The 26,610-nt window shown below is 36.6% G+C and carries 26 protein-coding genes; 1 reads left to right on the forward strand and 25 read right to left on the reverse strand.

The annotated features are described in order from the left end of the window. Nucleotides 1-16 precede the first annotated feature (16 nt). From BFP71_RS10120 to BFP71_RS10205, 18 genes are all read right to left on the reverse strand, one after another. Entirely contained in the window at nt 17-1,255 is a 1,239-nt protein-coding gene (locus BFP71_RS10120; protein ID WP_069835356.1) for a hypothetical protein, read from the reverse strand. A 237-nt stretch (nt 1,256-1,492) separates the two neighbouring features. Next, nucleotides 1,493-2,101, reverse strand: coding sequence for an acetolactate decarboxylase (locus tag BFP71_RS10125; RefSeq protein WP_088125135.1), 609 nt, complete (start codon nt 2,099-2,101; stop codon nt 1,493-1,495). A 270-nt stretch (nt 2,102-2,371) separates the two neighbouring features. After that, nucleotides 2,372-3,775, reverse strand: a complete 1,404-nt coding sequence (locus tag BFP71_RS10130) for a gluzincin family metallopeptidase (RefSeq protein ID WP_222843480.1) — start codon at nt 3,773-3,775, stop codon at nt 2,372-2,374. Between the two features lie 154 nt (nt 3,776-3,929). Next, nucleotides 3,930-5,543 (reverse strand): alpha/beta hydrolase-fold protein, encoded by a 1,614-nt coding sequence (locus BFP71_RS10135; protein WP_222843481.1) that lies wholly within the window; start codon nt 5,541-5,543, stop codon nt 3,930-3,932. Nucleotides 5,544-5,684: 141 nt separating this feature from the next. After that, nucleotides 5,685-6,500, reverse strand: a complete 816-nt coding sequence (locus BFP71_RS10140; protein ID WP_069835360.1) for a helix-turn-helix domain-containing protein — start codon at nt 6,498-6,500, stop codon at nt 5,685-5,687. Nucleotides 6,501-6,843: 343 nt separating this feature from the next. Then, nucleotides 6,844-7,485 carry an HAD-IA family hydrolase gene (locus BFP71_RS10145; RefSeq protein WP_069835361.1) on the reverse strand — a complete coding sequence of 214 codons (642 nt, stop codon included), beginning with the start codon at nt 7,483-7,485 and terminating at the stop codon, nt 6,844-6,846. A gap of 103 nt (nt 7,486-7,588) precedes the next feature. Continuing rightward, a complete protein-coding gene (locus BFP71_RS10150) occupies nt 7,589-8,008 on the reverse strand; it encodes a hypothetical protein (RefSeq protein ID WP_141719727.1) in 420 nt (139 codons plus the stop codon). A gap of 84 nt (nt 8,009-8,092) precedes the next feature. Next, complete coding sequence (locus tag BFP71_RS10155) at nt 8,093-8,557, reverse strand: Cif family virulence factor (protein ID WP_141719728.1); 465 nt, start codon at nt 8,555-8,557, stop codon at nt 8,093-8,095. 182 nt (nt 8,558-8,739) lie between these two features. Continuing rightward, on the reverse strand, nt 8,740-9,249 hold the full coding sequence (locus BFP71_RS10160) for a hypothetical protein (protein ID WP_069835364.1): 510 nt from the start codon (nt 9,247-9,249) through the stop codon (nt 8,740-8,742). Between the two features lie 22 nt (nt 9,250-9,271). After that, nucleotides 9,272-10,078, reverse strand: a complete 807-nt coding sequence (locus BFP71_RS10165; protein ID WP_069835365.1) for an AraC family transcriptional regulator — start codon at nt 10,076-10,078, stop codon at nt 9,272-9,274. A 6-nt stretch (nt 10,079-10,084) separates the two neighbouring features. Further along, nucleotides 10,085-11,038, reverse strand: coding sequence for an SDR family oxidoreductase (locus BFP71_RS10170; RefSeq protein ID WP_069835366.1), 954 nt, complete (start codon nt 11,036-11,038; stop codon nt 10,085-10,087). A gap of 178 nt (nt 11,039-11,216) precedes the next feature. Next, a complete protein-coding gene (locus BFP71_RS10175; RefSeq protein ID WP_069835367.1) occupies nt 11,217-11,939 on the reverse strand; it encodes a DUF6090 family protein in 723 nt (240 codons plus the stop codon). A 180-nt stretch (nt 11,940-12,119) separates the two neighbouring features. Further along, complete coding sequence (locus tag BFP71_RS10180; RefSeq protein WP_069835368.1) at nt 12,120-13,568, reverse strand: serine hydrolase domain-containing protein; 1,449 nt, start codon at nt 13,566-13,568, stop codon at nt 12,120-12,122. 77 nt (nt 13,569-13,645) lie between these two features. Next, a complete protein-coding gene (locus BFP71_RS10185) occupies nt 13,646-15,073 on the reverse strand; it encodes a S41 family peptidase (RefSeq protein WP_069835369.1) in 1,428 nt (475 codons plus the stop codon). A gap of 82 nt (nt 15,074-15,155) precedes the next feature. After that, nucleotides 15,156-16,040: a DUF4437 domain-containing protein gene (locus tag BFP71_RS10190; RefSeq protein ID WP_088124979.1), complete on the reverse strand. Its 885-nt coding sequence runs from the start codon at nt 16,038-16,040 to the stop codon at nt 15,156-15,158. A gap of 29 nt (nt 16,041-16,069) precedes the next feature. After that, entirely contained in the window at nt 16,070-17,023 is a 954-nt protein-coding gene (locus tag BFP71_RS10195) for a 2OG-Fe(II) oxygenase (protein ID WP_069835370.1), read from the reverse strand. Between the two features lie 19 nt (nt 17,024-17,042). Beyond that, a complete protein-coding gene (locus tag BFP71_RS10200; protein WP_069835371.1) occupies nt 17,043-17,852 on the reverse strand; it encodes an SDR family NAD(P)-dependent oxidoreductase in 810 nt (269 codons plus the stop codon). 10 nt (nt 17,853-17,862) lie between these two features. After that, entirely contained in the window at nt 17,863-18,876 is a 1,014-nt protein-coding gene (locus BFP71_RS10205; protein ID WP_069835372.1) for a zinc-binding alcohol dehydrogenase family protein, read from the reverse strand. A gap of 97 nt (nt 18,877-18,973) precedes the next feature. Here BFP71_RS10205 and BFP71_RS10210 point away from each other — a divergent pair, with 97 nt between their 5' ends. Beyond that, a complete protein-coding gene (locus BFP71_RS10210) occupies nt 18,974-19,321 on the forward strand; it encodes a winged helix-turn-helix transcriptional regulator (RefSeq protein WP_069835373.1) in 348 nt (115 codons plus the stop codon). A 74-nt stretch (nt 19,322-19,395) separates the two neighbouring features. On the opposite strand, the gene BFP71_RS10215 is transcribed toward BFP71_RS10210, so the two are convergent. The 7 genes from BFP71_RS10215 to BFP71_RS10245 form a co-directional block, all read right to left on the reverse strand. Further along, nucleotides 19,396-20,223: a trypsin-like serine protease gene (locus BFP71_RS10215; RefSeq protein WP_069835374.1), complete on the reverse strand. Its 828-nt coding sequence runs from the start codon at nt 20,221-20,223 to the stop codon at nt 19,396-19,398. A 222-nt stretch (nt 20,224-20,445) separates the two neighbouring features. After that, a complete protein-coding gene (locus BFP71_RS10220) occupies nt 20,446-21,081 on the reverse strand; it encodes a DUF2306 domain-containing protein (protein WP_069835375.1) in 636 nt (211 codons plus the stop codon). Nucleotides 21,082-21,130: 49 nt separating this feature from the next. Then, nucleotides 21,131-22,621, reverse strand: a complete 1,491-nt coding sequence (locus BFP71_RS10225) for an alpha/beta fold hydrolase (protein ID WP_069835376.1) — start codon at nt 22,619-22,621, stop codon at nt 21,131-21,133. A gap of 138 nt (nt 22,622-22,759) precedes the next feature. Next, on the reverse strand, nt 22,760-23,320 hold the full coding sequence (locus BFP71_RS10230) for a Crp/Fnr family transcriptional regulator (RefSeq protein WP_088124980.1): 561 nt from the start codon (nt 23,318-23,320) through the stop codon (nt 22,760-22,762). 78 nt (nt 23,321-23,398) lie between these two features. Next, entirely contained in the window at nt 23,399-24,286 is an 888-nt protein-coding gene (locus BFP71_RS10235) for a hypothetical protein (protein ID WP_069835377.1), read from the reverse strand. A 230-nt stretch (nt 24,287-24,516) separates the two neighbouring features. Further along, complete coding sequence (locus tag BFP71_RS10240; RefSeq protein ID WP_069835378.1) at nt 24,517-24,906, reverse strand: hypothetical protein; 390 nt, start codon at nt 24,904-24,906, stop codon at nt 24,517-24,519. 150 nt (nt 24,907-25,056) lie between these two features. Beyond that, nucleotides 25,057-26,538, reverse strand: a complete 1,482-nt coding sequence (locus BFP71_RS10245) for a S41 family peptidase (protein WP_069835379.1) — start codon at nt 26,536-26,538, stop codon at nt 25,057-25,059. Nucleotides 26,539-26,610: the final 72 nt, after the last annotated feature.

The following is a 26,610-nucleotide window of genomic DNA, read 5'->3' on the forward strand; positions in this document are numbered from 1 at the left end:
GACTTTCATTTACTAATTAGTATTTACTAATCTCGTCAATGGCATTTGTACCTGTAGCCGCTGATAACATATCTAGTAATTTCTCTGGAGTCATTGAAGATTCCAGTTTTATGTCAGTCAAAAGTTTTAGAAATAGAGCTTCTCGGTTTTCGAAAGTATCTTTGAAATACTTAAATGCTCTGCCGTATTGGCCGACATCGTTATTATAGATGAATCTATCGCCATAAAGCTTTCCTTGATCAACACTTTCTATGGGACCATTACCACGCCAGTCTAATAGATTACCATCTTGCTTGAATTCACTTGCTTTCGCTAGCCTATTATCAAAGAAATATCTGATTCCTTCATCTGGTACGGAAACCATGCAGTAGTGGTAAGCCATATATTCTGAAACTCCATCATTGAACCACCGATACTTGTAACCTCTGAGCTTATAAGAATGCACTAATGTTTCTTCTACAATTTCATGAGAAAAGGTATTCCCGATTTTCTTGGAGAGTTTATCCATATTTACGCTATCTGATTCATACATAGGGAAAGTCCAAGGGATATATCTGTCCGTTCCTACCACAATTGTATTTGAAGAATTGACTTCTGTCAAATAAAGGCTCTGTTTCTCTATCTCCTGAAGTTTGAATCTGTAAGATAGGAAATCGATTAATTGATTGAATTGATTTAAGGCAAACTTAGCCTCATCCTCAAGTTCTTGATCATAATAAATTTGATATCCAGCGCCCATAAAAGAGTCTGCTTGCGAATAGTCCAGCACAGATAAGTTGTTAATATTCTTGGCTCGATCGTTTCCAAATATGAGATTGGAATTATAGGTGGCCCGAGTAGTGAGTGAGAACTTATGTGGTCTTATTGTACTGATGTAAGTGATTTTACCATCATTTTCGTTTGGGTTATATCTTAATTCAAACTTTTCTGATTTGTAATCTTTGAAATGAATTCTGCCCTTCAATGAATTGATAGAGTCATTGAATTGTTCGACACGCTTAATGGAAATCTCTGTGATTTTTGCTGAGGATTTAAAATTGAGGTAGGCATAAAGCGATGTGTAGGAGGTATTCGGGTCCATCCCAGATAGGGTGAAATTGTGAGTGAGTAAAGGTTGAATGATGCTATAGTCGTTTTCATTTACAGCATTTTTCACCTTACTAATTATGGCGATATCTTTTTCAGAGACATTTTCTGATTTACTACATGCGGATATTGATAAGATAATTAGGAAGAATATTGGAAGCTTTTTCATATTTGCCAGTTCAGGTAATCACTAAGTTCTGATTGGGTCAAATGTATATCCGGTACATTGAACCTGAACCAAAATATGATATGCGGTTTTAGATACTCTTTGGAGATTGATTTTTAGCATAAGCGGAGAGTAACCTAATTCTAATCTGAAGAGGAAAACAGCGTTTAAAGCTATTAGGGGGACATGAGCACTAGTTTTGAAAGTTATACCAAGCCTCAAATCACTAGGTGTGGTACTTTATTTTTTAGGTAGATATAACTTCATTTCTCCTATCTCCAGTTCGTCCAAATGACCCATTTTATCTTCTTCCTTAGTGATCAAATGCATATGCAAAAATGTATCGTGATGTGTAAAGACCCCTTTGTGATCTGTGGAGAAAAAGCCTATAATTTCAACCTCTTTATTTTCAATATGATAGTTGGTTTGTCCTTGGTGAGCTTCAGCAGGAGATGATACCTTAGTTCCCTCGGGTAAATTTTGAATATGAATTTTAGCGCTCGAAACGCGTCCAGATACCTTAAAAGCGAATGGCCTTTTATAATCAGCTGTATTTTTATCAATAAATGTTTCTAACGCTTGAATGCTTTTGATTCCATTGGGTAATGCAATCTCATCCCATTCATTCACATTGGTATAGACTAAGAATGGGGCGGAAGTATTGAATGTACTTTCTACAATCATTGTTGAATCCGAGGTTACCGTTGAAACATAACTTTTGCCGTTATTAATCAATAATTCACCCTGTAAATAGCTCACTGGCCCGAGTCCAAAAAGTCCGGTTTTATTTGAAATAGTGTCTAGGTTAATATTGCCATTCAGTTCTCCGTTCCACATGACGTTTCTCATAGCCCCAACTATTTGAACGTCTGCGTAGGTTTCGGTTTCTCGTGTGTCTTTTTGCTCCTGAGTTACTTGACAACTAGTTAAGGCTGTCGCTAACAGACTAAAAAATACAACGTAAGCCTTCGTTTTAGCTGAACAAGCTCGTACCATCTTTCAATAAAAGACTTTTGTCGTTTAGAGTCAATGGGCGATGATCGTATTGCGCTGATTTTTTTGAGTATTGTCAGTTTTTACTACCGCAATCCACTGGTTACAATCGATTAATAATTAGTTCTAATCAATTTCCTTTAACTTATTAATTGCATTTTCAAGGGAGTTCTTGTTTTCAAAATATTTACTTATCAAGTCATTTAGTTTAGTTTCATTTTTCAAGACTCCACCTAGTGTTGAAACTAAAAAGTTATAATTGGTGAATTTGGTTGATGTGCTTAATAACAAGTTTAACCATTCCCACATTTTTTGCTCACCAATCTCTTTCTCTATTGATGAGAATATGAGAGGGGCATAATTGTAAGAGTATAATTGTCTATTAATATATTCAGACTCAGAATTTATTTTACCGAATGGTGTTGGATTGAAGGAACCTAAATTCTTGATTTTTCGATCAATCATTTTTTCATAAACATCTTTCCCAATTCTGTCTTTTGTCAATTGTAGCGATAAGTACTCAGAAAAACCTTCACTCATCATATCTCCAAGCGCTGAGTTGAATACTTTGTGAGTGCCAAAATAAAAGTGGCCCAGTTCGTGCGCGATATAAGGACGATAAATTTTTTCATATTCTGGTTCAACAATGCTTTTTAGCCCATTCTGCCAATCTATACTCATAATCGTTGGATATGATACGAACATCCATCCATCTTTTTTTGATGTTGGTGTGGTTTGAACAAAACTGACTGGTTGGTCGAAAGGGATTTTCAAATGATCAGCATAATAAGCCTTATAAGAGTTGATAAGCTCTCCAAATTCTTTCAGTTGCTGACCGCTAAGTCCAGAATTTAAAAAGTAGGTATTGTTAAATTCTGAAAACTCATAATTGCCACAAAAAATCGTTAGCTCCTTTGGACTTTGACTTTTGAAATTATAAGACTTAGCATAGATAGGTTTATTACCATTTACATAAAGGCTTTTACAGTCGGAACAGGTTAACTTAATATCATAAAAAACCTCGTCCAACACTTGATCGTTCGTAATGTCATAAAGGACTGGATACCAAGCGGATTGAAACCCATCAGAACGAACTGAATTTTTGTTAAATGCGATATTTCCTTTCCAATCTTTCCGGCTATAGTCTTCGATTGTATCTCTTACAACTGGAAATTTACCAGTATACTTAAACTGAATCGATTCCGGTAGAAATTTATTTTTACCAGTATTATCTCCAAAATAGTAGGCATTACTTTCTCCAGAGGATAAGGTGTCATTTAACGATCTATCATAATAGACTAAAAAGTCATGAGGTTTTTTACTTCTCATATGTAGAATGTTCATACCTGAATTAAGCCGTATAAAGTAATCTTTAATCCGAGGGATGTCGCTTAAAGTTAAGTCACATTCAAAGGTGCCTTCAGAAATGGAAATTTCGACTTCACCCGTTAATACTGGATGTTTCTCTTGCGCTGAGATATTGCCAATAATTGTAATTATAAATAGTATTGATAATAATTTGAGTCTCATGATGATCTGCCTTTAGTACAAATGTTTTTTTAGTATTAGACCTATTTCCAAATAAGTCATTGTTCCAATTAGCCGAATTAGGTTTTAGCTTTGTTCTATTCTGTGATTACTGAACGACCCAGTTATCACTTTAAAGTGTGTTGCTTTTATTACTCTATTTTAGTTCAATTTTGATTTGATTGACCCATACTTGGGATCGGTCACGATTTCTTTCAAAATTTTCAATCATAAAATTGCTGTCATAATCTACTTTGTCATTGAAATACTTTTTGCCGTTTAGATAGACCTTCACTCTTTTGCTGTGGTCAACCATTTCTGGTGAAATGTTAATGGTGAATGTCTTTATGGCCGAAGTTTTGATGTAAAAGGTGTTGTCCTCATATTTGGCTACAATCTTTCCAGACTTCCTTGGTAAGTCAAAGGCATTTTTGTCTACCTCTTTTTCACTTAATATGTCGCTATTTTTGTCTTTGTACTCGAGCCATTTATCGATCTTAAAATTTATTTCCTTATGCCAATCAGCTTTAGAGGCCAAAGAATCTAATTTTATATTGCTCAACCAATCGATCTGTCCATTGCTATTATCATCAAATTCCCATGTAATTTCTTTTGGAAATGGGTCCCTAGTTCTGGTTTTTAAATCATCATAAAGTTTTTGAAATGCAGGCTCAGATTCGTCAAATTCTGGAAACCAATGGGGGAACCCCTTGTAACGATGTTCTTTATAATCTGCATTCATTTCATTCATCAATGCAGTTAACTGATCATTGGCATTTGGAGGATAATAATAGTCCTGGTCTGTTGAAAAATTCATGAAAGACCTGTTCTTGATGTTTTCAATAAATGTACCTCCCGTAAATACTTTAGGGTATGTATTTAGCCCGTAAAACCCCGCGAATTCAGTTGGTTGTTTCATTAAATAGGAAAATGAGCCGGTCGCTCCGTTAGAGTGCCCAGATATAAAGACTTTATTATCGTCAACGTTAACTCCGTTTTTTATGAGCTTTAGCATTTCTGGTATCATGAAAAACCCCTCGTTTGGAACCATCCAATTGAATTTTTTATTTCCCTTTGGAAAGGCCAGGATTACGTCATTTTCCGCCGCATACTTTGTGTAGTACCTATTCCAACCGCCTAATACCTGTTCAGCTAATTGATAAGCTGCAAGGCTGTTATGCTTAACCGCACCGTGTAGAATGAATAAAAGAGGATATTTCTTATCTGGACTATAGTTTTCGGGTAGCTGAATGAAAAAGGAGGTACTAAAGTTTTCATCTAAGTTAAATGAAATAGAATAACCTTGTAATGCTTTGGTTTTATACGGATTAAAGTTTTTGAGTTCCTTATATAGTTTTTCAGGTTTGTCTATCTCACGAAATCTTTCTGCTTTTATCGCATAAAACTCATTTTCATTATCTTCGAAACGCTGGTAAAAAAGTGCCTTGTAATTTTCAGCATCTTTTACAAGAGTACTCCACCTGGGGTCTGTTAAAAGGTTTTTATACTCACCTTCGGCATATGAGTTTAATACATAAATGTATCCGGGATCACCATATTTATTCATTTTCCTGCCAATGAGAGAATTTAGGTACCCAAATGCTTTGTCGTAATCTTTTAATCTAGAAGCTAAAACAGAGGACTTATAAAGCCCAGAATTGTTAATACTATCAGGGAATAATTCAAAGGCTTTTTCATACATGTCTAAGGATTTTTGATAGCCCTCTTCATCCTTAGCATCCCACATAGCTTGTAAAGCCACCTTTGTCATTTTTGTGTAATTGTCCTGGGCCTTCACTAAGAAGCCGCAAAAAACAAATAAGATTAAAAAGTAAAGTCTCATAATTATTAGATTATTAGACCAATTTAGGATGATGAAATATTAAAAAATTGTAAAAATGGAACTAGTCCATTAAGATTTTATCAAGTGCCAAAAGGTATCTTGCCTTCCCAGTACTGTGCCTTTATGGAAAAACGCCTTGGGTGAATTATTTGTAAGATTTTTATATGTCTTGTTCAAATGAGATTGATCATTGAAGTTAAACTCATAGGCTAGAGAAGTGAAGTTTTCTTCAGAGTTTTCAAAGAGCCTTTTGTTCATAGTCTTTCTAAAGAGTACTATTTCCTGAAATTTTTTAACAGAAACGCCGAGGTAGGATTTGAAAATACGGTTTAAGTGCTGTCGGCTAATATTCAAATATTCGGAAAGGTAATTGACTGAAAAACTTTCGAAGTTTGTAAAGACATATTGAAGAGATTTCTCGAGGATGTTATGCTCGAATTTTATGTATCTTTTGACTAAAAAGCTATCTAATAGGTCTGTGAGGGTGTTTATATTAGTAGTAGAGAAGAGACGTGTTAGCTCCTGTTTTTTGAAGAACTCATAATTATTTAAAATTTTCTTAAAGCTTAATTGTCTGTAGAATTGCTGAATTCCCAAGGGATGAAAAACAATTACTATTCTATGGACTTCGCCCAATTGTCTAACGTGTAGCACCTTTTCACGGATAGGCGTAAAGATCTGGAGTTCTTCTGCTGTTTTATCAAACATCACATCTCCGTTCTCTAGATGCTTATGAGAACTGTACAATGAAATAGTGTTATTGAAGTGAGGGAAACATTGAAATTGATGGGTTTCGTTCTCGGATTTAATATCTAAATAGTAATAATCCACCAATGCTTGAAGCATGGTGTTTTTAGGTTTGAATGTTTCAAAGACCTCTGCCATGGTAAAAATAGTATGATAAGCAGGCTTTAAGTAATGGTTTCCAAGGTAGTATTGGTCTAGAAGACCTAAAATTGACCTTGATGAATATGGCTAATGATTGGTCAATAGCTAAAAAAATATACTTGTGCCTACTTTGTTTGAGTTTTTAGAAAGACCAATCAAGTTTTGAAAGGTTGCAGATTGGTTTCTAATAATTCTGCGAGAAATTAAATAATTGGCTAACTCGTGAGAAACGCTCTTAGAAAGGTTGAATAACCTTGAGGAGTTTTGTGATACAGTTTTTACTTTAAATGGCTCTTATTCAATAGTATGGTTTCTAGAGACCAACGAGAATAGCTATTAGTCAAATGGTATTGTTATATGCCGATATTACTTTTCCGAGGTCAATCATCGTATCAATTCTAATTACCCCCGAACCCTCATGTGAGTTGCTTGGGTCGTAAAGGACTGTCTTTATCTTTGCTGCTAAACCAGCTTCTAGCCCTTTAAGGCTGTCCTCAATAATTAAACATTCGTTGGGAGAGAAGCCCATTTTTTCCGCTGCATACAAAAATATTTCTGGCTCGGGTTTCCAAGAGTTTATATCATATGAACTATACACGTTATTCCCGAAGTATCTCTTCAGACCAGTTATTGTGAGAGCCGTATTAATCTTTTGTACTGGGCCACTAGAAGCCACGCATACAGAAAGTTTGTTTTGACTTAAGAATTCATGGACTCCATGACATGGCTTCAATTCTTTTTCAAAAAGTTGGTTTACCAACGCTCGATATTCAGGGACAAAGTTTTCGTTGAAGGAAATGTCGTGTTTTTCTTCAATGTCTTTTAAAATATTGGCGAGTTTCCCACCTCTGTATTTTTCCATCATGGCCCTAGCAGAAGTTTCTATGCCATAATCTCTTAATTTGATTTCAAGACCTAGATTACAGAGCATCTCACTATCAACTAAAGTCCCATCACAATCGAATATCAAACATTTAATCATTTTGTTTCAGTTGCGTTCTGTCATTATTACTCAATAAACAGTCGGTTAGTTACTTCAGTTTAACTGAATGTATTTAGCAAAAACCTCTAATTCGCAGTTAGGCTTAATGAGTCGTATTTTTCCTCTTTTTGAATAATAACGAAATCCAAAATGTTGTGACTATTAAAACGGCACTGATACCAATGCCATAACTCAAGCGCCAAAACCATCTCATGGCCGCTTGACCACCCTGAAAAGTTTCCTTTTCTGAAAATGTAAACGATAGATTACCCGCGAGCAAGTATGATATCGGAACCCAAAGTATCCCCAAAAGTATTATGATTTTAAGGAGTTCAGAGAGAACCCTATTGAGCTTACTTGATGGTTTTCTCAATTCCTTGATTCCCCAATAAATCGTCAAGGGCAGTGAAATCATACCAGCCCATGTGATAAAAGTACCTAAAGGCACTGATCCATCGCTGGTTAGGGAAGTTGTGAGTAATGGAGAACCTGTAAATAAGAGTACAATTACACTTATCGTCAAAAGCAGAGCGCTTAAAAAATATGTTTTTCTATTATTCACCTTCTTTTTGTGTGATCACTATTTACAATTTCATTGAGCTAAAACTCATTGGTTTTCGATCCGATTGAATATGACATGCCATACTTTTAATTCGTCGTCTTCGGTTCTCTTAAGGGTTATCAAATTATTTGTTTTAAATGGCATTTGAGTGCTTCCATCTTTGGCAAACCAGGTACCGGTTACTCCGCCTCGCACAATCACATGATCCTCATAACTGTGAATTTCATACGCTTCATGTTTCATTTCAGAGTGTCCCCATTTGCGTTCTTCAATGAGCATAGCTTTAAGATCTTTGAGGTTACTGATGGCTGGACTTCCTTGTCCCATATGTATCACATCATCGGAGTAAACACTGAGTTGCGTATCTACATCGATTGTATGGCTGTCTAAAATTTTAAGGATTTCGAGGACCTTTTCCTTGTCACGCTCTTCAGAAAATGTTTTAGACGGGTTGCTAATGCAGCTCAACATCAATAAAGGAAGAACTACAATGGTTAAAAGTCTATGCATAAAGTGTTTATTTTAAATATTTGCCAGTTTGATTAATGTCTCATGACTAACAGTTTACTAAATATTGGAAATTACTTTTGAAATTCTGATTCGCGGAGTTCAATAAATAGCTTTTAATGTGGCTCGCTAGACATATTTAAAGTGTCTCAGGTGTACTGCTTTATATAAGACGACTACTATTATCACTCACCATTTGGCCTTGTGATGGTAGTTAGTTCCTTTTGATAGGTTTCAATTCTGGCATAGGCGGTACCATCTACTAATAATATCATAATCATCATGGTAATAGTAGTGATGCTGATGGCTCGCCAAGTTGGGTTATTGGTGAAAAAAATAATTAAAGCAGCCGCCATAATTATCGTCGGAATCACCTTGAATACTACTCTATATTCTTTCAAAGTACTTTTTGTACGTTCAATTTCTGATAATCTAAAGGCTTGAGCATCCTGATTGTATGCTACTTCAAATTGATTGATTCTTGACCTGTTTGTGAAAAATAAGCCCAGACCTATGGTCATTAGTAATACGCCTGCAACAAGTAATGGAATCACATATCCTTTGGCTAATTCGGTCTTGCCAAGTTGCCAAAAACCAACGCTTGCCGCTAAAAATATTAGGGCAAAAAGGATGAAAAATCTGGTAGAGAAAACCTCTGCTCTGGCCCAGTCTTGTGCAATTTTTAGTATTTCCATGGTTTTAGTTCTGTCTTAGTAGTTATTGATTAATATTTCTCGGGCTAACACCAAATGCTTTTTTGAAGGCAAAAGAAAAGTGGGATAAATTCTCGAAACCAGCCGAAAGGTATACATCTGTAGCTTTTTGTTTTTCGAAAGTGAGTTTGTAATGGGCTAAATCTAACCTTTTCTTAGTTAGCCATTTTCCAGGTGTTTGATTAAAAACTTTCTTAAAATCCGATTTGAAAGTTGTCAGACTTCTGCCGGTCAGAAATGCAAACCTTTCCAGTGGGAGGTTATACATAAAATGCTCTTCCATGTACTGCTGTAGATCTATTTTTCCAATTTCACTGAATGTGCCAAGAATAGAACTTGCCCTTTTATCTACCTGATCTATAATAGTCAACACCTCTTGGATCTTAATGGGTAAAAGTGAATCTGGAAGTTCGTCTTTCATGTCAAAATATGAAAACAAGGATTGAAAGTAGCTCTTCAACAACGGGTGTCCTTTTATGGGTCTTTTTCTAACCATACTATCATCTCGATTTTCTAAAATCGAATGGTTATCATAGAACTTACTGAGTTCTTCATCTGGGAGCAGCATTGACACAGCTTTGAAAGGAAGTTTATCGGTAGGTTTTTTAATAACACGTATTAATTGATTCCTAGGCACTAAAACAGTATCGCCAGCAACAAAAGTCAGTGTAGCTTTACCAAAGGTCAGGGTTAATTCTCCAGAGTAAAGAAATACGATAATATGTTGTGGTGAAATGTGCTCCCATGTGTAATCTTTCTCAACCGAACCTGAGAGAAACACCCTTCCTTTGTTCGTTACTTTTGGCTCCATAGTCTATTACACTTCGAATTTTTGTTTCGTTGCTTCTTTTGATACTTTCCACAATCTCTCCATTACTAATTTATCCTTTGCATGTGGTTCTAATTTACATTCTCCCACTGGCCCTTTAAAATACCCTCGTCCAGTAGGCCCATAAAACTTTTTTTGATCTAGGTTTTCTTCAGTGGCGCACATTAATTCTGGGTAGGAACCTCTTTCTGCCGATTGTACCAATGGCGATAACTTCATGAGTTGCCAAATAAATCGCGTCATCAACCCGCCACTTTTTTTGATCAAAGAGGTCCGTGAGGCTCCTGGGTGACAGGCATAGGCCTTTACGGTTGTTTTACCTGCTTTTTTCAACCTGTCCTGTAATTCATATACTGTCATAATTTGAGCTAGTTTGCTCTGGCTATAAACACCATTAGGATTGTAATTTTTATCCCAGTTTAAATCATCAAATTGGATGGTTTTTATCCCCAAATTATATCCCATGCTACCGACTGTGACTATACGTCCTTGAGATTTTTCAATCAATGGAAAAAGTAAAGCTTGGAGTAGGAAATTGCCATAATGGTTAGTGGCCATTTGACTCTCGAAACCATCTTCACTGATCACTTGCTTTGGTACCTGAGCAATGGCTGCATTTAGTATCAATGCATCAATGTCGGATACCTTGTCTAGTACCTCCATTGCAGCTTTTCTAACAGATGTTAGTTTTCCTAAATCAATGGTGATACAAGAAGCATCAATCTTACTGCTCAGTTCGTTTTTGTAAGTTCTTATGACATCTTCTGATTTTTTAGGGTTACGATTTAACATCACAACTTTCGCACCTTTGGAGAGCAATATTTTTGCTGCCTCAAACCCAGTGCCGCTTGTTGTGCCGGTGATGAGGTAGGTTTTGCCTTTAAGGTTGCCTATTCGTTCAGGTGTCCACCCTTGTTTTCCAAACTGATTACTCTTTCTCATTGCTGCTTCGTTTCAATTTATATGAAACAAAGGTCAAGAGAAATCAAATGGGCAACTTTGTTTAAAAGTCTATTTTACTTTGTTTAAAAGTTGGGAGGTGAGGTTAAATGAATTTCGCTTCTAACCGTTCGCGGTTAAGGCTAAATGTTTTACTAAGCGTGGGAGGGTGGTTTACCACTTAGTTTTGCTTATTGATTTTGTCAATTTTATCAATCAAATCAAGCCCCCTCTGTTTGAACTTATCTAATTCAGGTAAGTAAACTTTATAGGCGAAAAATTCAGCAGTAGCTACTCTTTTTTTATAGTCTCTACTTTTTAGAGCGTACTCAATAAAGTCGTCCGTTATTTTTAATTGTATATAATCTAACCACCAATCAGTGTTGTTTTTCCAAAAGGTGAAGTTTTCTTTATAGTCTTTGGAACGCAGTTCGTCATCAACTTTTATTTCCCACAACTGCTCCTTGTAAAAAGTGATTAATTCTAGAACAAGCTTTTCCTTTTCTGGAACCATGTCGGCTTTAAAGTCCTCCAATAATGAAACTCCCCTTTGGTTCAAGGCGAGTTCTGGGTAACCAAATATCAGTAAACCTATAGTCGGATTCTTTTTATAGTCTTCTACGGTGTATTCAGATTTTAAAACCTTTTCAAATACAGGTTTTATATTTTCATAGTGATTAAGAACATTGTCAATTTTAGTTAGGTCCGTTTTTAGGTCTTCCTTTACTCTGACTAGTAATTGGTTGAGTTCATCCTTATTCTTTCTGCCCTCATTCCAGTTATTAATTGAAACCGCTATTAAGATCCCTATTACGACCAATAGAATTTCTAGAATTGCATAGGAAATATAACTGGACCTTTTATTTCCTTCAGGACTCCTTTTATTTAAAATATTCAATCTCATTGTCTTAGTGAATAATTCATATCAGTTCGAGAAATCTGTTCGCTTTTCAAATTATACTTAAAGTCCTATCATGTTAAATGAATCAGTGCCTTAAATTGTTTAAGTGCCGAAAGTTCCAGTTTGAGTTTGCCCATCTAATAGCTCAGGTGTCTTAGTCATTTTAGTGGATTCTGTATGTAGTTAATCTATTTTCTTCAGTTCCAGCGTTTTCCCAATACTTTCAGTATAGATCATGGTGATATTACCATTTTCGGAATTGAAGGAGAGCTTATAATAGTCTTGCGAATCCTTGAAAGTATATCTGTTTTCACTAATCCGGTAAATTTGATTACCTTTTTTTGCACCTAAAGGGGTCAAGATTAGGATGCCTTTCTTGGCATTAATCAAAAGGGTTAAATTCTGATCAGTATTTACATACTTACCGATTAATTCTGACTGAAGTTTTTTTGGAATTTCAAGTGATCGATAAGATTTCATCACAGGCCAGTCATACTCAAGGGCCACACTGGTTATAAACTCTTGCATCAACCGTTCACCGCCATCTGAATTCAATAGTATTACGGCACCTTGGCCTTTTTCGATTAGACCATATAATAAAGCGGTATATCCCAAGTTTTGTCCTGCGTGCCAAAAAGCTTCTGGTTTATCTATTCCTTTAAGATTTACCCCAAGCCCCTTATTATTTATCTGAATGGAAAGAAGTTCTTGAGTCGATTCTTGCTTTAATATTGGATTGGCTTTGCTATTGAATGCACCCTGAATCCCAACAATCAATTTGGCCAAATCTTCCGCTGTGGTCCATGGTCCAGCAGCGGCTCTTTCGGGATAAATATTATACTTTTTATTTTTCAGTGACTTACCGTTGGAGCGATGACCTGAAGCAATTGACAATTCAAAGTTTTTATCTGGTCGATAATCGTAAGTTGAACGTATCATTTGTAGAGGTTCAAAAACATGCTTCTGTACGTAATCCGCAAAAGAAAGCCCACTAAGCTCTTCAATTAACAATTGAATAATAAGATAGCCTCCACCTGAATATCTCTCAGTCTTACCAGGTGATGTTTTAACCTCTAAAGATTTCTTTGTGTTAGCTATAGGGTCGTTGTTGAGGATTTGGAGTAGTGTTGGGATTTCATCTTCGGGATTGTAACCTAAAAAACCATAGTCGTCAGTTAGTCCAGCGGAATGAGATAGGAGGTGTCTAAGCGTTACTTTTTGACTTTCATTTGTGTTAATCTTCCAACGTTGGAGTTTATTATTAACATGTTCATCTAAGTCAATTTTACCATCTTCAACTAATTTTAAAGCAGCGAGTGCCGTAATTACCTTACCGATTGAGGCGCATTGAAACAATGTTTCTGTTGTTACCGGATTGGAGTTCCCACCATCCGTAACCCCATAGGCTTTTGACCATTCAATTTGCCCGTTGTTTACAATGGCAACACTCGCACCTTGTATTTTATTCTCGCGTAACCTTTGAATGATGTTTGACTGAGTTATTTCTTTTTCAACAGGGCTTGTTATTGCATAGGTCAAGCCGTTTTCCACTCTTTCAATTCTTTCCTCAATTTTTTGAGTATAGACGATATTGACTAGCAACAGGAAAACTAAGGTGATTTGTGCTTTCATTAGATCCAATTATAGATAACGTTCCGTGTATAGGGAGTATCCCAGGGTATCTTCCATATAGCGGGTTACCACATGTTTTATTTGTTTGTAATTTGTTTCAACACATAAGCCAACTGACTATCCCTTTTTCCAATTAAATCGGAGACTGTTAATATGATTTCATCATCCGGTAAAATACCACGTCCTTTGTTAGCAGTTTCATCTTTTACGAATCGATTTATTTTTACAAAAGAAATGAGAATTTTTAATTCAGAATTCGGCAAAGTATAAATTACCGGATAACCTCCTGTTTGAGTATAGTAACCCCCACCTGTTTCTTCTCCAACTAATGTAATCCCTTGATTTTTGCAGAATAGCGCAAAACTAGAACCTGCCGAAAAAGTATTACCTCCAGTTAGAACATATACTTTTCCTTTGAACTTTTTTTTGTTTGGAATCATCAAAGGTTCATTTTCATCAATTGTCGATTTCCATCCGTTTTCCGTCTTCTCAGAGTTTTGGTAAAATTTTTCAAAAAAACTCTCAAATGTATAGCCATTGACCAAATTTCGACTGTATTGTTCCTCTGGTAAGTTATCAGTAATGACGTATGACGAAACCTGTTGTTTAAAAGGTTTATTGGCTATATAAGAGAATGCCCTGATAGTGTTTAAAGGATAACCTCCCTCATTTTGCCTAATGTCAATGATGAGATTCTTGGTTTTTTTGCGTTTGATTACCTTATAATTAGCTTCAAGAGCTACTTGAAACATTTCTACATCCAAGTTGAAAGAATTTAGGGTCAACACAGCAGTACTTATGGAGTCTATCACAGAAAGATGAGGACCCTGTTCACTTAACGTCTTTCTTGCTAAAAATGAGTGTCGTTTTGTAAATCGTTTACCGATGCTTTCGAATGTTTGACTTTCTACTTTCTTAGTGGTGACCTTATTAGTTTGAGTCTTGTATTTGACTTCATAGATCGGTTTAGCCCCAAATTCATAGAAGTGTAAAATGCCAAATTCGCTTTCTATTTGACGGTCTTTTCTGGATTCGTTGAATCCATCTGAAGGAGCGTATTTCAAAAAAATATTTCTAAGGTCTATTCCGTTCACTCCATCTATAGAAAGGATTTCAGAGCCAATAGGAATACCAAAGTCATCTGTGTCAGTGTAAAATTTCTTGTCAATAATTTTTAGTAATAGTGGGAAGAAATTAGGTAATGAATTGAGTTGAGGTCTCATTACAATTAAGTGACCGTCTCTTACATAATCTGTTAATTTGATAAGGGATTTGTATAAGTCATTGCTGTTGTATATCGTCTTTATTTCTTCATTCTCAAAGGTTGTGAATAGGTTGTCCCATTCAGATTTAGAGGTGTATTCATATAAATTAGGGTGGCCTTTCGTAAGAACATTTTTCAGAACAGTATAATCTTCAAGTATTTGCTCTTTAGTCAGTTCTTTTTGACCAAAAACGGTTACTGGCAAAAGAAGAATTAACAAGACGTTCAATCTCTGCTTCATTTAATGTATGGTAACCGTTTGTTCGTCGCCTTGTAATAACCCAGCGGGTGCTATGCACTCTACACCTTGTTGGCAACTTACTTTACTCTATTCGAATTTCTCCATTTGTTCTCAAATATATAAGAACTTCATGTTCTAATGTGTTCTGAACAGTATGAATGGCGTCGCCAGCAGATTTGAAATAACTCCCGGCATCTAGCAATTTTGATTCTTCTGTTTCCCGCATGTTATATTTTAACTGGCCGCTCACAACTATGGCGTGAAAAATATCTCCATCGCTTTTTATTTCACCACTAAACCCTTTGGGAAGTTTAATGAAGAGCCCTTTCAATTTATCTCTTCCTTCCCAAAGAAAGCTGATTTGAACTTTGGTGTCTGGATCAATCCAATTCGTTTTTTCATAGTTTAACCAAACCACATTTGAAGCATGAATATTTACGGGACGTTCTCCGCTGTCAAAAGCTTCTTCAATCGGTTTCACCAAATAAGGGCCATTGTCAATTTCTACATAGGCAATAACTTCTTCGCCTTTCGTAGAAGTGATATGCGCTTCGCCAACGGGTTGTGTCCAAAAGGAACCGATTGGCATCCACATATTTTCTGCTTTGGGATCATCATTATGCACAAATCCTTTTATCACAACTGCTCGATACGTTACGTTGTGAATGTGCGGAGGAGAAGAAAAACCGTCGACAAATTTGGCTAAGAATCCCGTTGGAACCGTTCCATTTCTATCTCCCCAAATGGTTCCTGCTTGAGGACTTTGGTCACCTCGCGCAGGATTCAATTGTTCCCACTCGAATTCAGAACTTAGAAGAACCTTGTTGGTTGGATTTTCAATTTTCTTTGAGGTATTCTTTTGTTCCTTCTCTGATGTGTTGGCACAAGAACTAATTAACCCAAAAATGAATAATAGGTAAGATAAATTTCTGATCAATATTATTACTCTGAATGTCTTCACTTTCATAGAATGCTTTGAGTAACATCAATAAATTGTCAAAAAGGTGCAAAGGTATCTTTGGCTCCGTTTGGCACACTCCAGCGCTGACGAGCCGTGATGTTTTCTTTTATATCGACTGTTGTTGCTGAACTCTCAACAGTGCCATAGCTGTTTGTGCCACCTCTTGGGACTTGCATTTGGTCTCCGTATAGCCATACTACCAAGTTACTTCGCTGTCCGCTTGTGATTGAATGTGTAACGTGCGGAATGCTACCACTGTGAATAATAGCGCTGCCGGGTTCGAAAACGGTTTGGACAATTTTTCCTGTGGCTTTGTCAAAGAAATCAACTTGCGAACCAGTGAACTTTTCATCTGGTAAGTTGATATTGATATTCAAGGTTGCGGCAGAGGCATCCGTGTGTGGTTGTAAATCTTTGTCCTTATCGGGATTGTACTGAATAGAAAAACCAAATGTTTGGGTATCATAACCATATGTACCAAGTAGTAAGCGTGCAATTGGACGCATATACCGATCCATCAAGTCGTTGTAAAAGGCTTGAAAATTGGGAGCCGCTAGGTGTCCTTCGGACCGTGGGTCAAGCATAATTCCGTAACGATTTAATTGTATACCATAGGGTGCACGTCTCGGAATATTAGAATTTGCCACTGCTTCTAAATAATTACGGAACTCCGCTAAACGATCAAGGTTGAAAAATTGTGCAGAATAAACACCTGGCATAATTTCTTCCCACAAATCAGCTACTGCATTTTCTTTTTCAGGGTTATCCCACGCTTGATTAACTGCTCGTATCAGGCGAGGATCAAGAAATGTTTCATCGAGGTTTATTAAATTTTCTTTGTTCTCCATTTCCCATTCAGCCCATGCTTCTTCTAACAATTTTTGGTTGCTCTTCCAAAAATGTGAGACAGACGGATCCCGTTGAAGCGCAGCTTTACGGGAAGGTAGGGTAAGTGCACGAGCTTTTGTTAGATTATTAATACGTGTCATTTTATTCTGTTTTAACCAGTTATTTATTCAATACCTTATTGGTCTGAGTAGTTAATTCATCTATTTTTTTTGCTCTATATGCATCACTATGCGCCTCCGCGAAGGCGCCTTTCAATTCACCTTTGTCGTTATCAAAATATTTACCCGTGCTATTTTTATACTCCTCTGAAACCGCTAAATCGTATAAGATGTCTGAACCCTTTGTTGCTGGAGACCAATGTTGGCCGTAAACCTCATTTGCCATTTTTGTATTGAGCAGAGAGCCTGGATTTACCGCAATCACAGTGGCGAAAGGCCAATTCTTTGCTAACTCAAAACTCCACATAGTTAAGGCGAGTTTACTCTGAGCGTAGGCCGCTTGCATACCTATATTTTCTCTGCCTGCTAAAGCCTCTAAAGAGACGGGTGCCTGAGCCGCTGAACTTAAATTGATAATTCGAGGGGTATTACTCTTTTTGAATAATGGCAGCAGTGAATTTGTTAAAGCATAAGGCGCTAAATAATTCACCACAAATCGGATGTCCAATCCGTTAACAGTCTTTTCGCTTTGCAACTTAAAAACACCAGCATTGTTGATGAGCACGTCTAAGTTCGAAAGCTTTTCGTTTACATCTTGTCCCATGGCACTTATAGCCGACAGGTCTGAGAAATCAGCGACAAAGCCCTCAACTTTCTTGTTGGATGATGCTTGTTTTACTTCATTGATAACCGCATTAAGCTTTTCGGGATTTCTACCATGTAGAAAAACTGCGTGGCCTTCTTTCGCCAATTGAATGGCGACCAATTTACCGATGCCATCGGTGCTTCCTGTAATGAGTATTGTTTTCATTTTACTTTTTTTAGAATAGAATTACCGTCTTGCCGATCGATTTACCGCTTTCCTGTAAAGCATGTGCTTTCTTCAAATTATCGGCTGAGAAACCATCTATGGTTGTGGTCAGAGTAGATAGAATTGTTCCATCATCGAGCAATTCGGCCACGTGATTCAAAATCTCATGCTGGCGTTCAATATCATCTGTTTGAAACATTGAGCGCGTATACATCAATTCCCAATGGAAGCTGACACTCTTAGCTTTTAATATGTTCAAATTAAGTGGTTGGCTACTTTCTGTAATGGAAACGATATGCCCTTGTGGCTTGATGATTTCGGCCATCAAATCCCAATATCCTTCCAAGTCAACAAAATCGAGGATGTAATCTACTTGGCTGTGACCGATTTTATTCAAATCGTTCTTCAAATGGTGATGGTTAACTACAAAATCGGCACCCATTCTTTTACACCAATCGATGGAATTTTGACGTGAGGCCGTGGCGATAACAGTAAGGTTGCCGAGTTTCTTAGCAAGCTGAATAGCGATAGAGCCAACACCTCCTGCACCAGCCAAAACCAGTACAGTTTTGCCTTTGTCTTTGATTGGGTCTACTTTAATACGGTCAAAAAGGGACTCATAAGCTGTTAGTGATGTTAACGGCATGGCAGCTGCTTCTGCAATGCTCAATTTACTTGGCTTATGGCCTACAATTCGCTCATCTACAAGTTGGTATTCGGCATTGCTACCACTTCTGGTAAGGTCACCAGCATAGTATACTTCATCGCCTACTTTAAATATTGACGTTTGATTTCCGACTGCCTCTACAATCCCTACGGCATCCCAACCGATGATTTTCGGAGTCGCAAGAACCTCATCCTTAGCGGCCGATTCTCGAATTTTGAAGTCAACCGGATTGATAGAGTTTGCCTGAACCTTCACGAGCAGGTCTTTCCCTGTAGGGATAGGCTGCTCAGTTTGAAATTCGATGAAACTCTCTGCGTCTGTAATGGGTAATGATTTTTTAAATCCTATGGCCTTCATAATTCCGTCGATAAATTAATACTATATAAATTATAGTGACAAAACTAAGTATAGTATATTTACGAGTCAATAACGGTCAAAAAGGATAGTAGAAATTATGGAAGCAGAAACTACAGAAATGCTCAAGTTTAATGGAAGAACCTTTCCATGTTGTGCAAGTTTAACGATGGGTGTGATCGGTGGAAAATGGAAAACGGTCATTCTTTTCCATCTCATGGAAAAACCGCTGCGTTACAATGAGCTGCGCAAAGAAATGCCTACCGTAACCGAACGTACTTTGAGCCTACAGCTTAAAAACTTAGAAGAGGACGGTATCGTTAAACGCAAAGTTTATACATCTAAGCCTCCACTTAAAGTGGAGTATTCTTTAACCGACTTAGGGAAAACTTTAATTCCTATTATTAAAGCTATAGCGGATTGGGGCGATTCGGTGGTTGAGAAATAGCTAGTGCAGATGTTCTTCTTGCAGTAGGCGAGAATAAGTAATTACCGATAACCATTCTTGTATGAATTGCCTTATTATTTTTCAATAACTGAATCAATCCACTGGTTCGCGGTTGAAACTCTTGCTAAAGCCATTACCGCCCCATACTTTATTTGTCTATTCAGTGCCCCCGAAACTATACCAGCCAGATATGTTTCGCCATTTTCTTCTATGAAAATTCCTCCTCCGCTATCTCCTTTTGAGCCTCCAATTTCTAGTTCTAATGGAATAGGTGAACCAAAGTGATTGGATTCAGAGTTGTCAGGGTTATCAAAATCACAAACCATTACATCCGTGCTAAACTTTCTATCCTCAAATGTTCCACCAATAGCGTCTATGATGTTTTGACCTCCAAGTTTTTCTTGTTTTCTCGGGGTGTCCATTCCATCTTTTCCGTTGCCTATATATCCGTAGCCAACTTTGGTTATGGTTTGTCCAAGTTCCTTATTTCCATAGTAGCGTTTGGCCGGGATAATATCCAAAACGGGTTTTTCTAGTTCAATTAGTGCCATATCCCACCCATTCCATTGTGCTTCTTCGGAACCAGGTTTTAATTTGGGATGCTTAATTATCCGCTTGGTTTTATAAAAATTGTCACCAAACTTCCAGAAAGATGTAGTCTGTACAAAATGAGATGCGGTTAAAACCCATTTGGGCGAAATTAAAATTCCAACTGCATAATCATTGCTTTCTATAGATTCAGAATAGCGACCAACACAGTTGTATTCCGGTCTATTTCCTAACTCAATATATTCTTTAGTGTCTTTGTCGTGTCTTATAATTCCAAAGGGTTTTAAACTATCTTTTGGAATAGTAAATGCGGTCAGAGTGAGGATTGGTATTAAAACCAGAAACTTTTTCATCGTTGAAATTAAAAGTGATTCATAAAGTTATGACGTCCAACTTTCTTGTTTGTTACATTTTTAGCTTTCTCTGCAACGTTCCAGAATATGCGCATTAAAAGGTTGTATTAGACTGCTTTTCAGTATGAAATAAATTTTAATTAAACAACAAAGCGGTTCAAGTTGTCACCTAAACCGCTAATGCTTATACACCTAGTTGTAAGCAGTTATTGCCTTATTTTTTTATACGTTGTAAGTGGCAGATTTAGTTTTTCGTCTTTTTATAATGTAGAATGCAACTATCAAATTTGGCACCCAACTTAACCAGCCAACTATAGGGTATGCCGATTCAAACTCCCCTAATATATGAGTTAATACTGGTAACCAGATTCTTAAGGTAACGGCCGAGAAACAGACAGCGTAACTGTACAGCATATAATTTTGGTGCTGTTCAATATTGACTTTCTTTATTGCCTTGTAGGCTAAAAAAGTTGTCGTGAGCCAAATTATTCCACTCAATGAAAACCCTATAACATTACTTATGCCTCCAGTTGCGAATTGAGCAATATAAACTCCGCATACACCGCTAATCAATACAGAAAGGGTATATATCTTACCAATAATCCTGTGCAGTTTTATCCTCTTTCTTCTGAGTTTGGGACTGAATTGAGTCCAACCTATCAATAGAGCAATTCCACCTAGTATGATATGCCCATAAAAGCCAATATTCCAAAATTGGTTGGTTAATAGTTCTTGTGTTTTTGAAGATAACAACCCAAAATTACGGTCAACCAAAAAGTATATAACAGGGTATAGTCCTATTAAAATGCATAGTGTGCTAAACAGCCACCAGATTGTTCTGTAAATTATTTTACTCATACCTTTTCACGATTTAGCAAGCAGAGGATCACACTTTGTGAGCTATTATTTATTTCGTTTTGAATTCAGGTCTTTTAATTTGCTCAAAACAACCTGGTTTTGGTTGCTCAGTTGGATTATTAAAAAAATCGTTCGCAGCTTGCATAGCACATGGGTTGCCCCAATTGGTAGTTGGACTGTGTTTCCAGCCTTTAAAAATCATATGGTAGGAATTTGTCAGGTTATGAGTCATTGATTCAGCCCATTTAACAGGTGTCGATTCATCATATTCTCCACTGATCAAAAGGACTGGTATATTGCTTTTTACAGCCATATTCTCAATTTCTGATACCTTTTTAACGCCCCAAACTTCACAAACTTCTTTGTCAAAAACAGCTGGTGATAATCCTTTAACTGCTGCGTACTTATTAGTTTCTACAGCGATTCTTTCTTGAGCGTTAAATGGCGTTTCTTCCGCACACCAAACCGATAGACGCATCCCCATTCCAATTCCACCTCCGGGCTTTTGAAAAAGATAGGACAGTTGTTCTTTGACCGATGTCAAGTCGTTATTCAATAGTTTGTTAATCTCAAAGGGAATATTGGGTACATCACCTGTGTTCGCGATACTAAAAACGGATATCAAATCTTCTCCCTTCAAATAAAATGTTTCGATTTTTCCATTTTTAGGATTCTCGATTTCTACCCGTAGCGGATTGGTAGTTTTCTCTTCTAAATACTTAAAGAAACGCGATTTAATATTGGGAAAGGTAGAGTTGCAATTTTCATCATTTTCACAATCGGTAAGCAACTTTGTAGTACTTTCTAAAAGATTGTACACACTCTCTTCATCATAATTGACTTCCAATGGAAGCGGAGAGTCCATTACTACGCTTCTAATTTTATTGGGATAATCTCGTATTAAAACCTGCCCAATTTTAGTACTGTAAGACATGGTCAATAAATTATACGATTCAATTTCCAAGACATTCATTAAGTCATTGATGTCGGCTGCAATGTGGTTTGTTCTATAACTGTTTAAGTCAATTCCTGTGTTTCGTAATCTATCACTACATGCTTTGGCCGCATTTTGAAAAAGGCTATCGGTTTTAGTCGCGTCAGCATTTGGAAGATTAGATAGATAAATCGCCTTTGACCATTCAGGACAGTCTAAACTCGGCTGTGCGTATTGCGTACCCCTTTGCTCGAATAAAATCAAATCTCTATCATCAAGGTACTTGTAGTATGACATGTATTGTGATGCACGCATAGAAGTGTAACCTGGTCCGCCAACGGTATATAAAATGGGATCAGACTTTGGGTTTTTACTACGACTTTTAAAAATGTACACGGGTAACTTTATGGTGTTGCCATCAGGCTTATCCCTATTCTCGAGTACTTCTAAATATCCAAAAGTATATTTCTGATTATCCTTAATCTGATGTGTGGTTTCAGTACTCTCTATGAACTTTGGTAGAAAGTCTGTACTACTTTGTCCGTAGGAGTTCTGATATATAAGCAGTGCAACTGCGAAAGTCAGGTATTTTATAGAAGAATTCATAAATGCTCTATTTGGCGAGTTTTACACCATTTGCAAATGGCTAAATCAAAGACAAAAAAATGTGGCTGTTGTCATTTGCCACGTTTTGAACCGGTACACAAATGAAGTGCATGGCGAGCAATTAAAAATTCACATTTGTTAAGAAATGCATTGTTGCTTAATTCTACTTAAACTTTGTTCAGAAACGCCCAGATAAGACGCGATGTATTTTTGCGGCACTCTTTGAAAAAGATCTGGGTTTCTCTTTATTAAAGTCAAATACTTCTCCTTTAGGTTGAGAAGTTGAAGAGCTGCTAACTTCTCTACAGTGATAAGGAAAGCTTTTTCAGCAATAATTCTTCCTAACCTCTCGTTTTGATGCGATTTGTTGTAGAGATTTAAAAGGTCTTCTTTTTTGAATTCGTAGTAACTGGTTTTTTCAATGCTCTCAATGTAAACCTGACTTGGCTTTTCGTTTAAAAAACTGGTAAAATCAGTGGCAAACCAGTTTTCGAAATAGAAATGATGTGTGCAGTCTTTACCATCGATAATTTTATAACCTCGCAGAAGTCCTTTTTTCAGGAATAAAATCTTGTTTGTTGGTTTGTCTGGATAGAATATTAACTGATTTTTTTCGACTTCTTTTTCAATTGCGATGTTCATTAAGAGGTCGAAGCTCTCATCTGAAAATGCTAAGAGCGACTGAATTACTTTTTTCATTTTGCGAGAAATGAGTTGGTTTTAATTGCCTTTAACGGTGAATGATAAGAGTATTAGTGACTAAGGAGCTATTACTTGTTATCTATTGTTATCATCTTTTTCAATTTTACCCGAAGCAGTTACTTTATCGGTATATAAAACATGTGTGTACTGATTTTGCTCTTCAGGAAATTTCTCAGACAAGAACATTTCATGAGAAAGGGTGGTATTGTAAATGTTTTCTTCTCTATCAATATCTCGAATTTTTATTCCTCTGCCGTCGTTATTGAACATAGTACCTTCACTGTATGCATGGTGAATTGACATGATCTTTTTTGGATCGAAATTGGCAGTATCTTTTAACAAGTATCCTGCAATTCTTTCCTTATCAAAGAGAGGCGTCATTGAATTATGTACATTTCCTGTTAGTGTAACTATTTTGCTGTCAGGGTACATCTTACGTATGTTACGTATTTCCATATACATAGATGAATCTCTGGGTGAGGATGGGTAATAATTATCAATGAATTTTAGAATGATTTTTTCATTTTGGATGCTATTGTAGATTAAATCAAGCATTGATACACCATTTCTGCCATCAAAATTTTCTCTGCGAAAGAAATCCAATTCTTTTAATTGGGCAATTGACATCTCATTTGATAAGTTTTCCATCTGTGAAGCACGGATTTCTAAGGCTAAGACAACTTTATCTTCAGATTCAGTGATAAGATTACATAGGCCATAGACAAATTCGGCGGGCTCTTTTGTCCCATGCATTTCTCCAACCATTATTACGTCGTAATCAGATATCTCCTGATAAACCTGCTGATTCAATTTTGAAATATCCTTAATTGGAATAGCATTTTCTTTTAAAAAGTCAACCGGGTTAGCCGCTTCTTTTTCTCCGCATGATATACACAATATGAGTAATAAGTAATTCAGCTTTTTCATGCTTAATTCTTTAATTGATGCGAACAGTCTTGCCATGCACCCAGCTTAGTTCAAAAAGTCTAGCCTCGAACAGTTGCCGTCAAGCAAGTACATTGGGCAGCCAAACCTGTGATTTGATTTTAAGTTATACAATTTTCCAAAGCAAAGCGCAGCTTTGGCGGGTGGAATGCACGGAGGCTTCTGTACCACCTTTAGTCGCATTACGTATAGGTGTTGTTGTGCCTAGTTATTTTTCCATTCTATGTCCAAAACATCTCGAAATCTGTCTAGACTTCAAGCCCGATAACTGCATACCGAATTATCAAAATCTCTCCAATCGCGACTAAAATCAAAATCGGTGAAAAGTCTTCTGTCCCGCTAATTATCATAATCAAGAGTCCAATTATTGGAAACATTAGAAATAAGCTCAATAATACTCTGAAAACCTTATGAATTTCAACCCTTACGCTTCCTTGGTCAGATGCAATTTCACCTTTCAAGACACAGAAAGCACCACTTCCGATAGCGGAGGATATGATTTTGAATCCTGTCCCATTGATTTTTCCACGGAATGATTTGTCGGTGTATTGTGAAGTCAGATTTTCAGTGTGTTCTGTTCTTCTCATCAGTCTATCGATAAGCCGGAAACCAATTTCTTTTATCGGGAATATCTTCATTTTCGAATTAATCCCAACGACTAATTAAAATGAGTATGCACCCCAGTTGCTAGAAGCACTGAATTTTCCTGTTTGCATTGACCTTTCTGAGTGCTTCGTGTGGATATTCATTTTAGTCATTGTTATGGAGGTTAATAGGAATATTGATACTCACTTATTGTTTATAAGTTCTAGTGTAAATTCTAGCTCAGTATCGATTCCACTTACTAAATCTGTTATAGCAGGAGTTTTAGGATAATCTGGCATAACTCCGCGTCCAATTTTCTCTGTAGGTTTTACATTCGTTCTGTAATTGATCAAAGGTAGAATTAATCGAAGTTTGCTGTGGGGTAGTTTTACCGTGATTAAGTCTCCACTCGTATTACCATAATAAGCTCCACCTACTTCTTCACCTATAAACGTTGCTAACTGATAAGATTTCATGAGTGCCACAAAATCGGCACCAGTTGAATAAGTGCCTCCATTTATTAGGATGTAAACATTTCCAGAAAATTGTGGAAAAGACGGACGCGAAGGTTTCAATGTTTTAGCATGCCTCACATAAAACCTAGAGTCGTCTCCTTTTTTTGTAAAAAGCATATGATAGAATATCGCCTTAGTTCTATTAAGCTCCTTAGTATATTTAAAGTATTTTGATTTGTTAGTGATTAGCGTTTGCTCTTTAAATTCGATTATAGGTTGATCATATAAATATGAAAACAAACGTAACCCAAAGTTATCATCACCCCCAAGATTATCCCTCATGTCTATAACTAAGTTCTCTACTTCGGAGGTTGATATTTTTTGGAACATATCTTTTAGCTCCTTCTCAAACCTGAAATTTTTCTTCCCTTCTTTCCAATTTTGAAATTGCCTGACCTTTAATAAAGCGATATTATTATCAGGGAAACTGAGTTTTAGATTCTTTTGAGAACTATTTTTAGGATTGAGCTGACTAGCAAGTCGGGCATTTATCTGTGCAGATTTCTTTTGTCCTTGTTCATCCAGATAGTCAATCTTGTATTCATCCGCAGGACCGAATCGAGACACATAAAAAAATGGGAAATATCTTTCGAAACGTTTAATCTTATTGGTTTCAATAAAACCGTCACCAGAGACTACATTGCTTACTAACCGTAAAAGAGAGTCTGTCGTATACTCATTAATTTTTAAAATCTCCATTCCAGGCTTTAGTGGTAATTCCTCATCGATTCTGCTTTCCAACATGTACATCTTGCCATTTAGGATTTTGATTTCAAATGGGAGCAGTTTTCCCGCTTGAGATATATGATCTCTTGTAGGTATAGAAGTACGGATTACAGTATGACCGCATCGGATTTTTGAGGTAACAAAAGTGAGTTTTCTAAAAAACTCTAATTCAGATAGGCTATCGTTTAGTGTGCTATGTACATCATCAAAGACCTGATCTAATTCATCTTTCGAGGTGTACCAATAGAGTCCAGCATGAAAATCTTCGAGACTACCCCTAAAGACTTCAAAATCTTTCACCAATTGATCAGAACTGAAAGTCTTAATCGGTAGTCTATTTAATGGAGTATCAACTTGAGCATAAGAAGTGAAAGTTGAGAAAAGCAGTATTAATCCTGAAAAGTATCCTAAGATGCTATTATTTCTATTTACTGATTTCGCCATATTCGCCAAAAGGTTGTACAACACTCGAAAAAGTAAGCGTTATTTCTCTAATATTCTACGAAAAATAAGCGT

This window comes from Roseivirga misakiensis (genome assembly GCF_001747105.1).
Lineage (GTDB): Bacteria > Bacteroidota > Bacteroidia > Cytophagales > Cyclobacteriaceae > Roseivirga > Roseivirga misakiensis.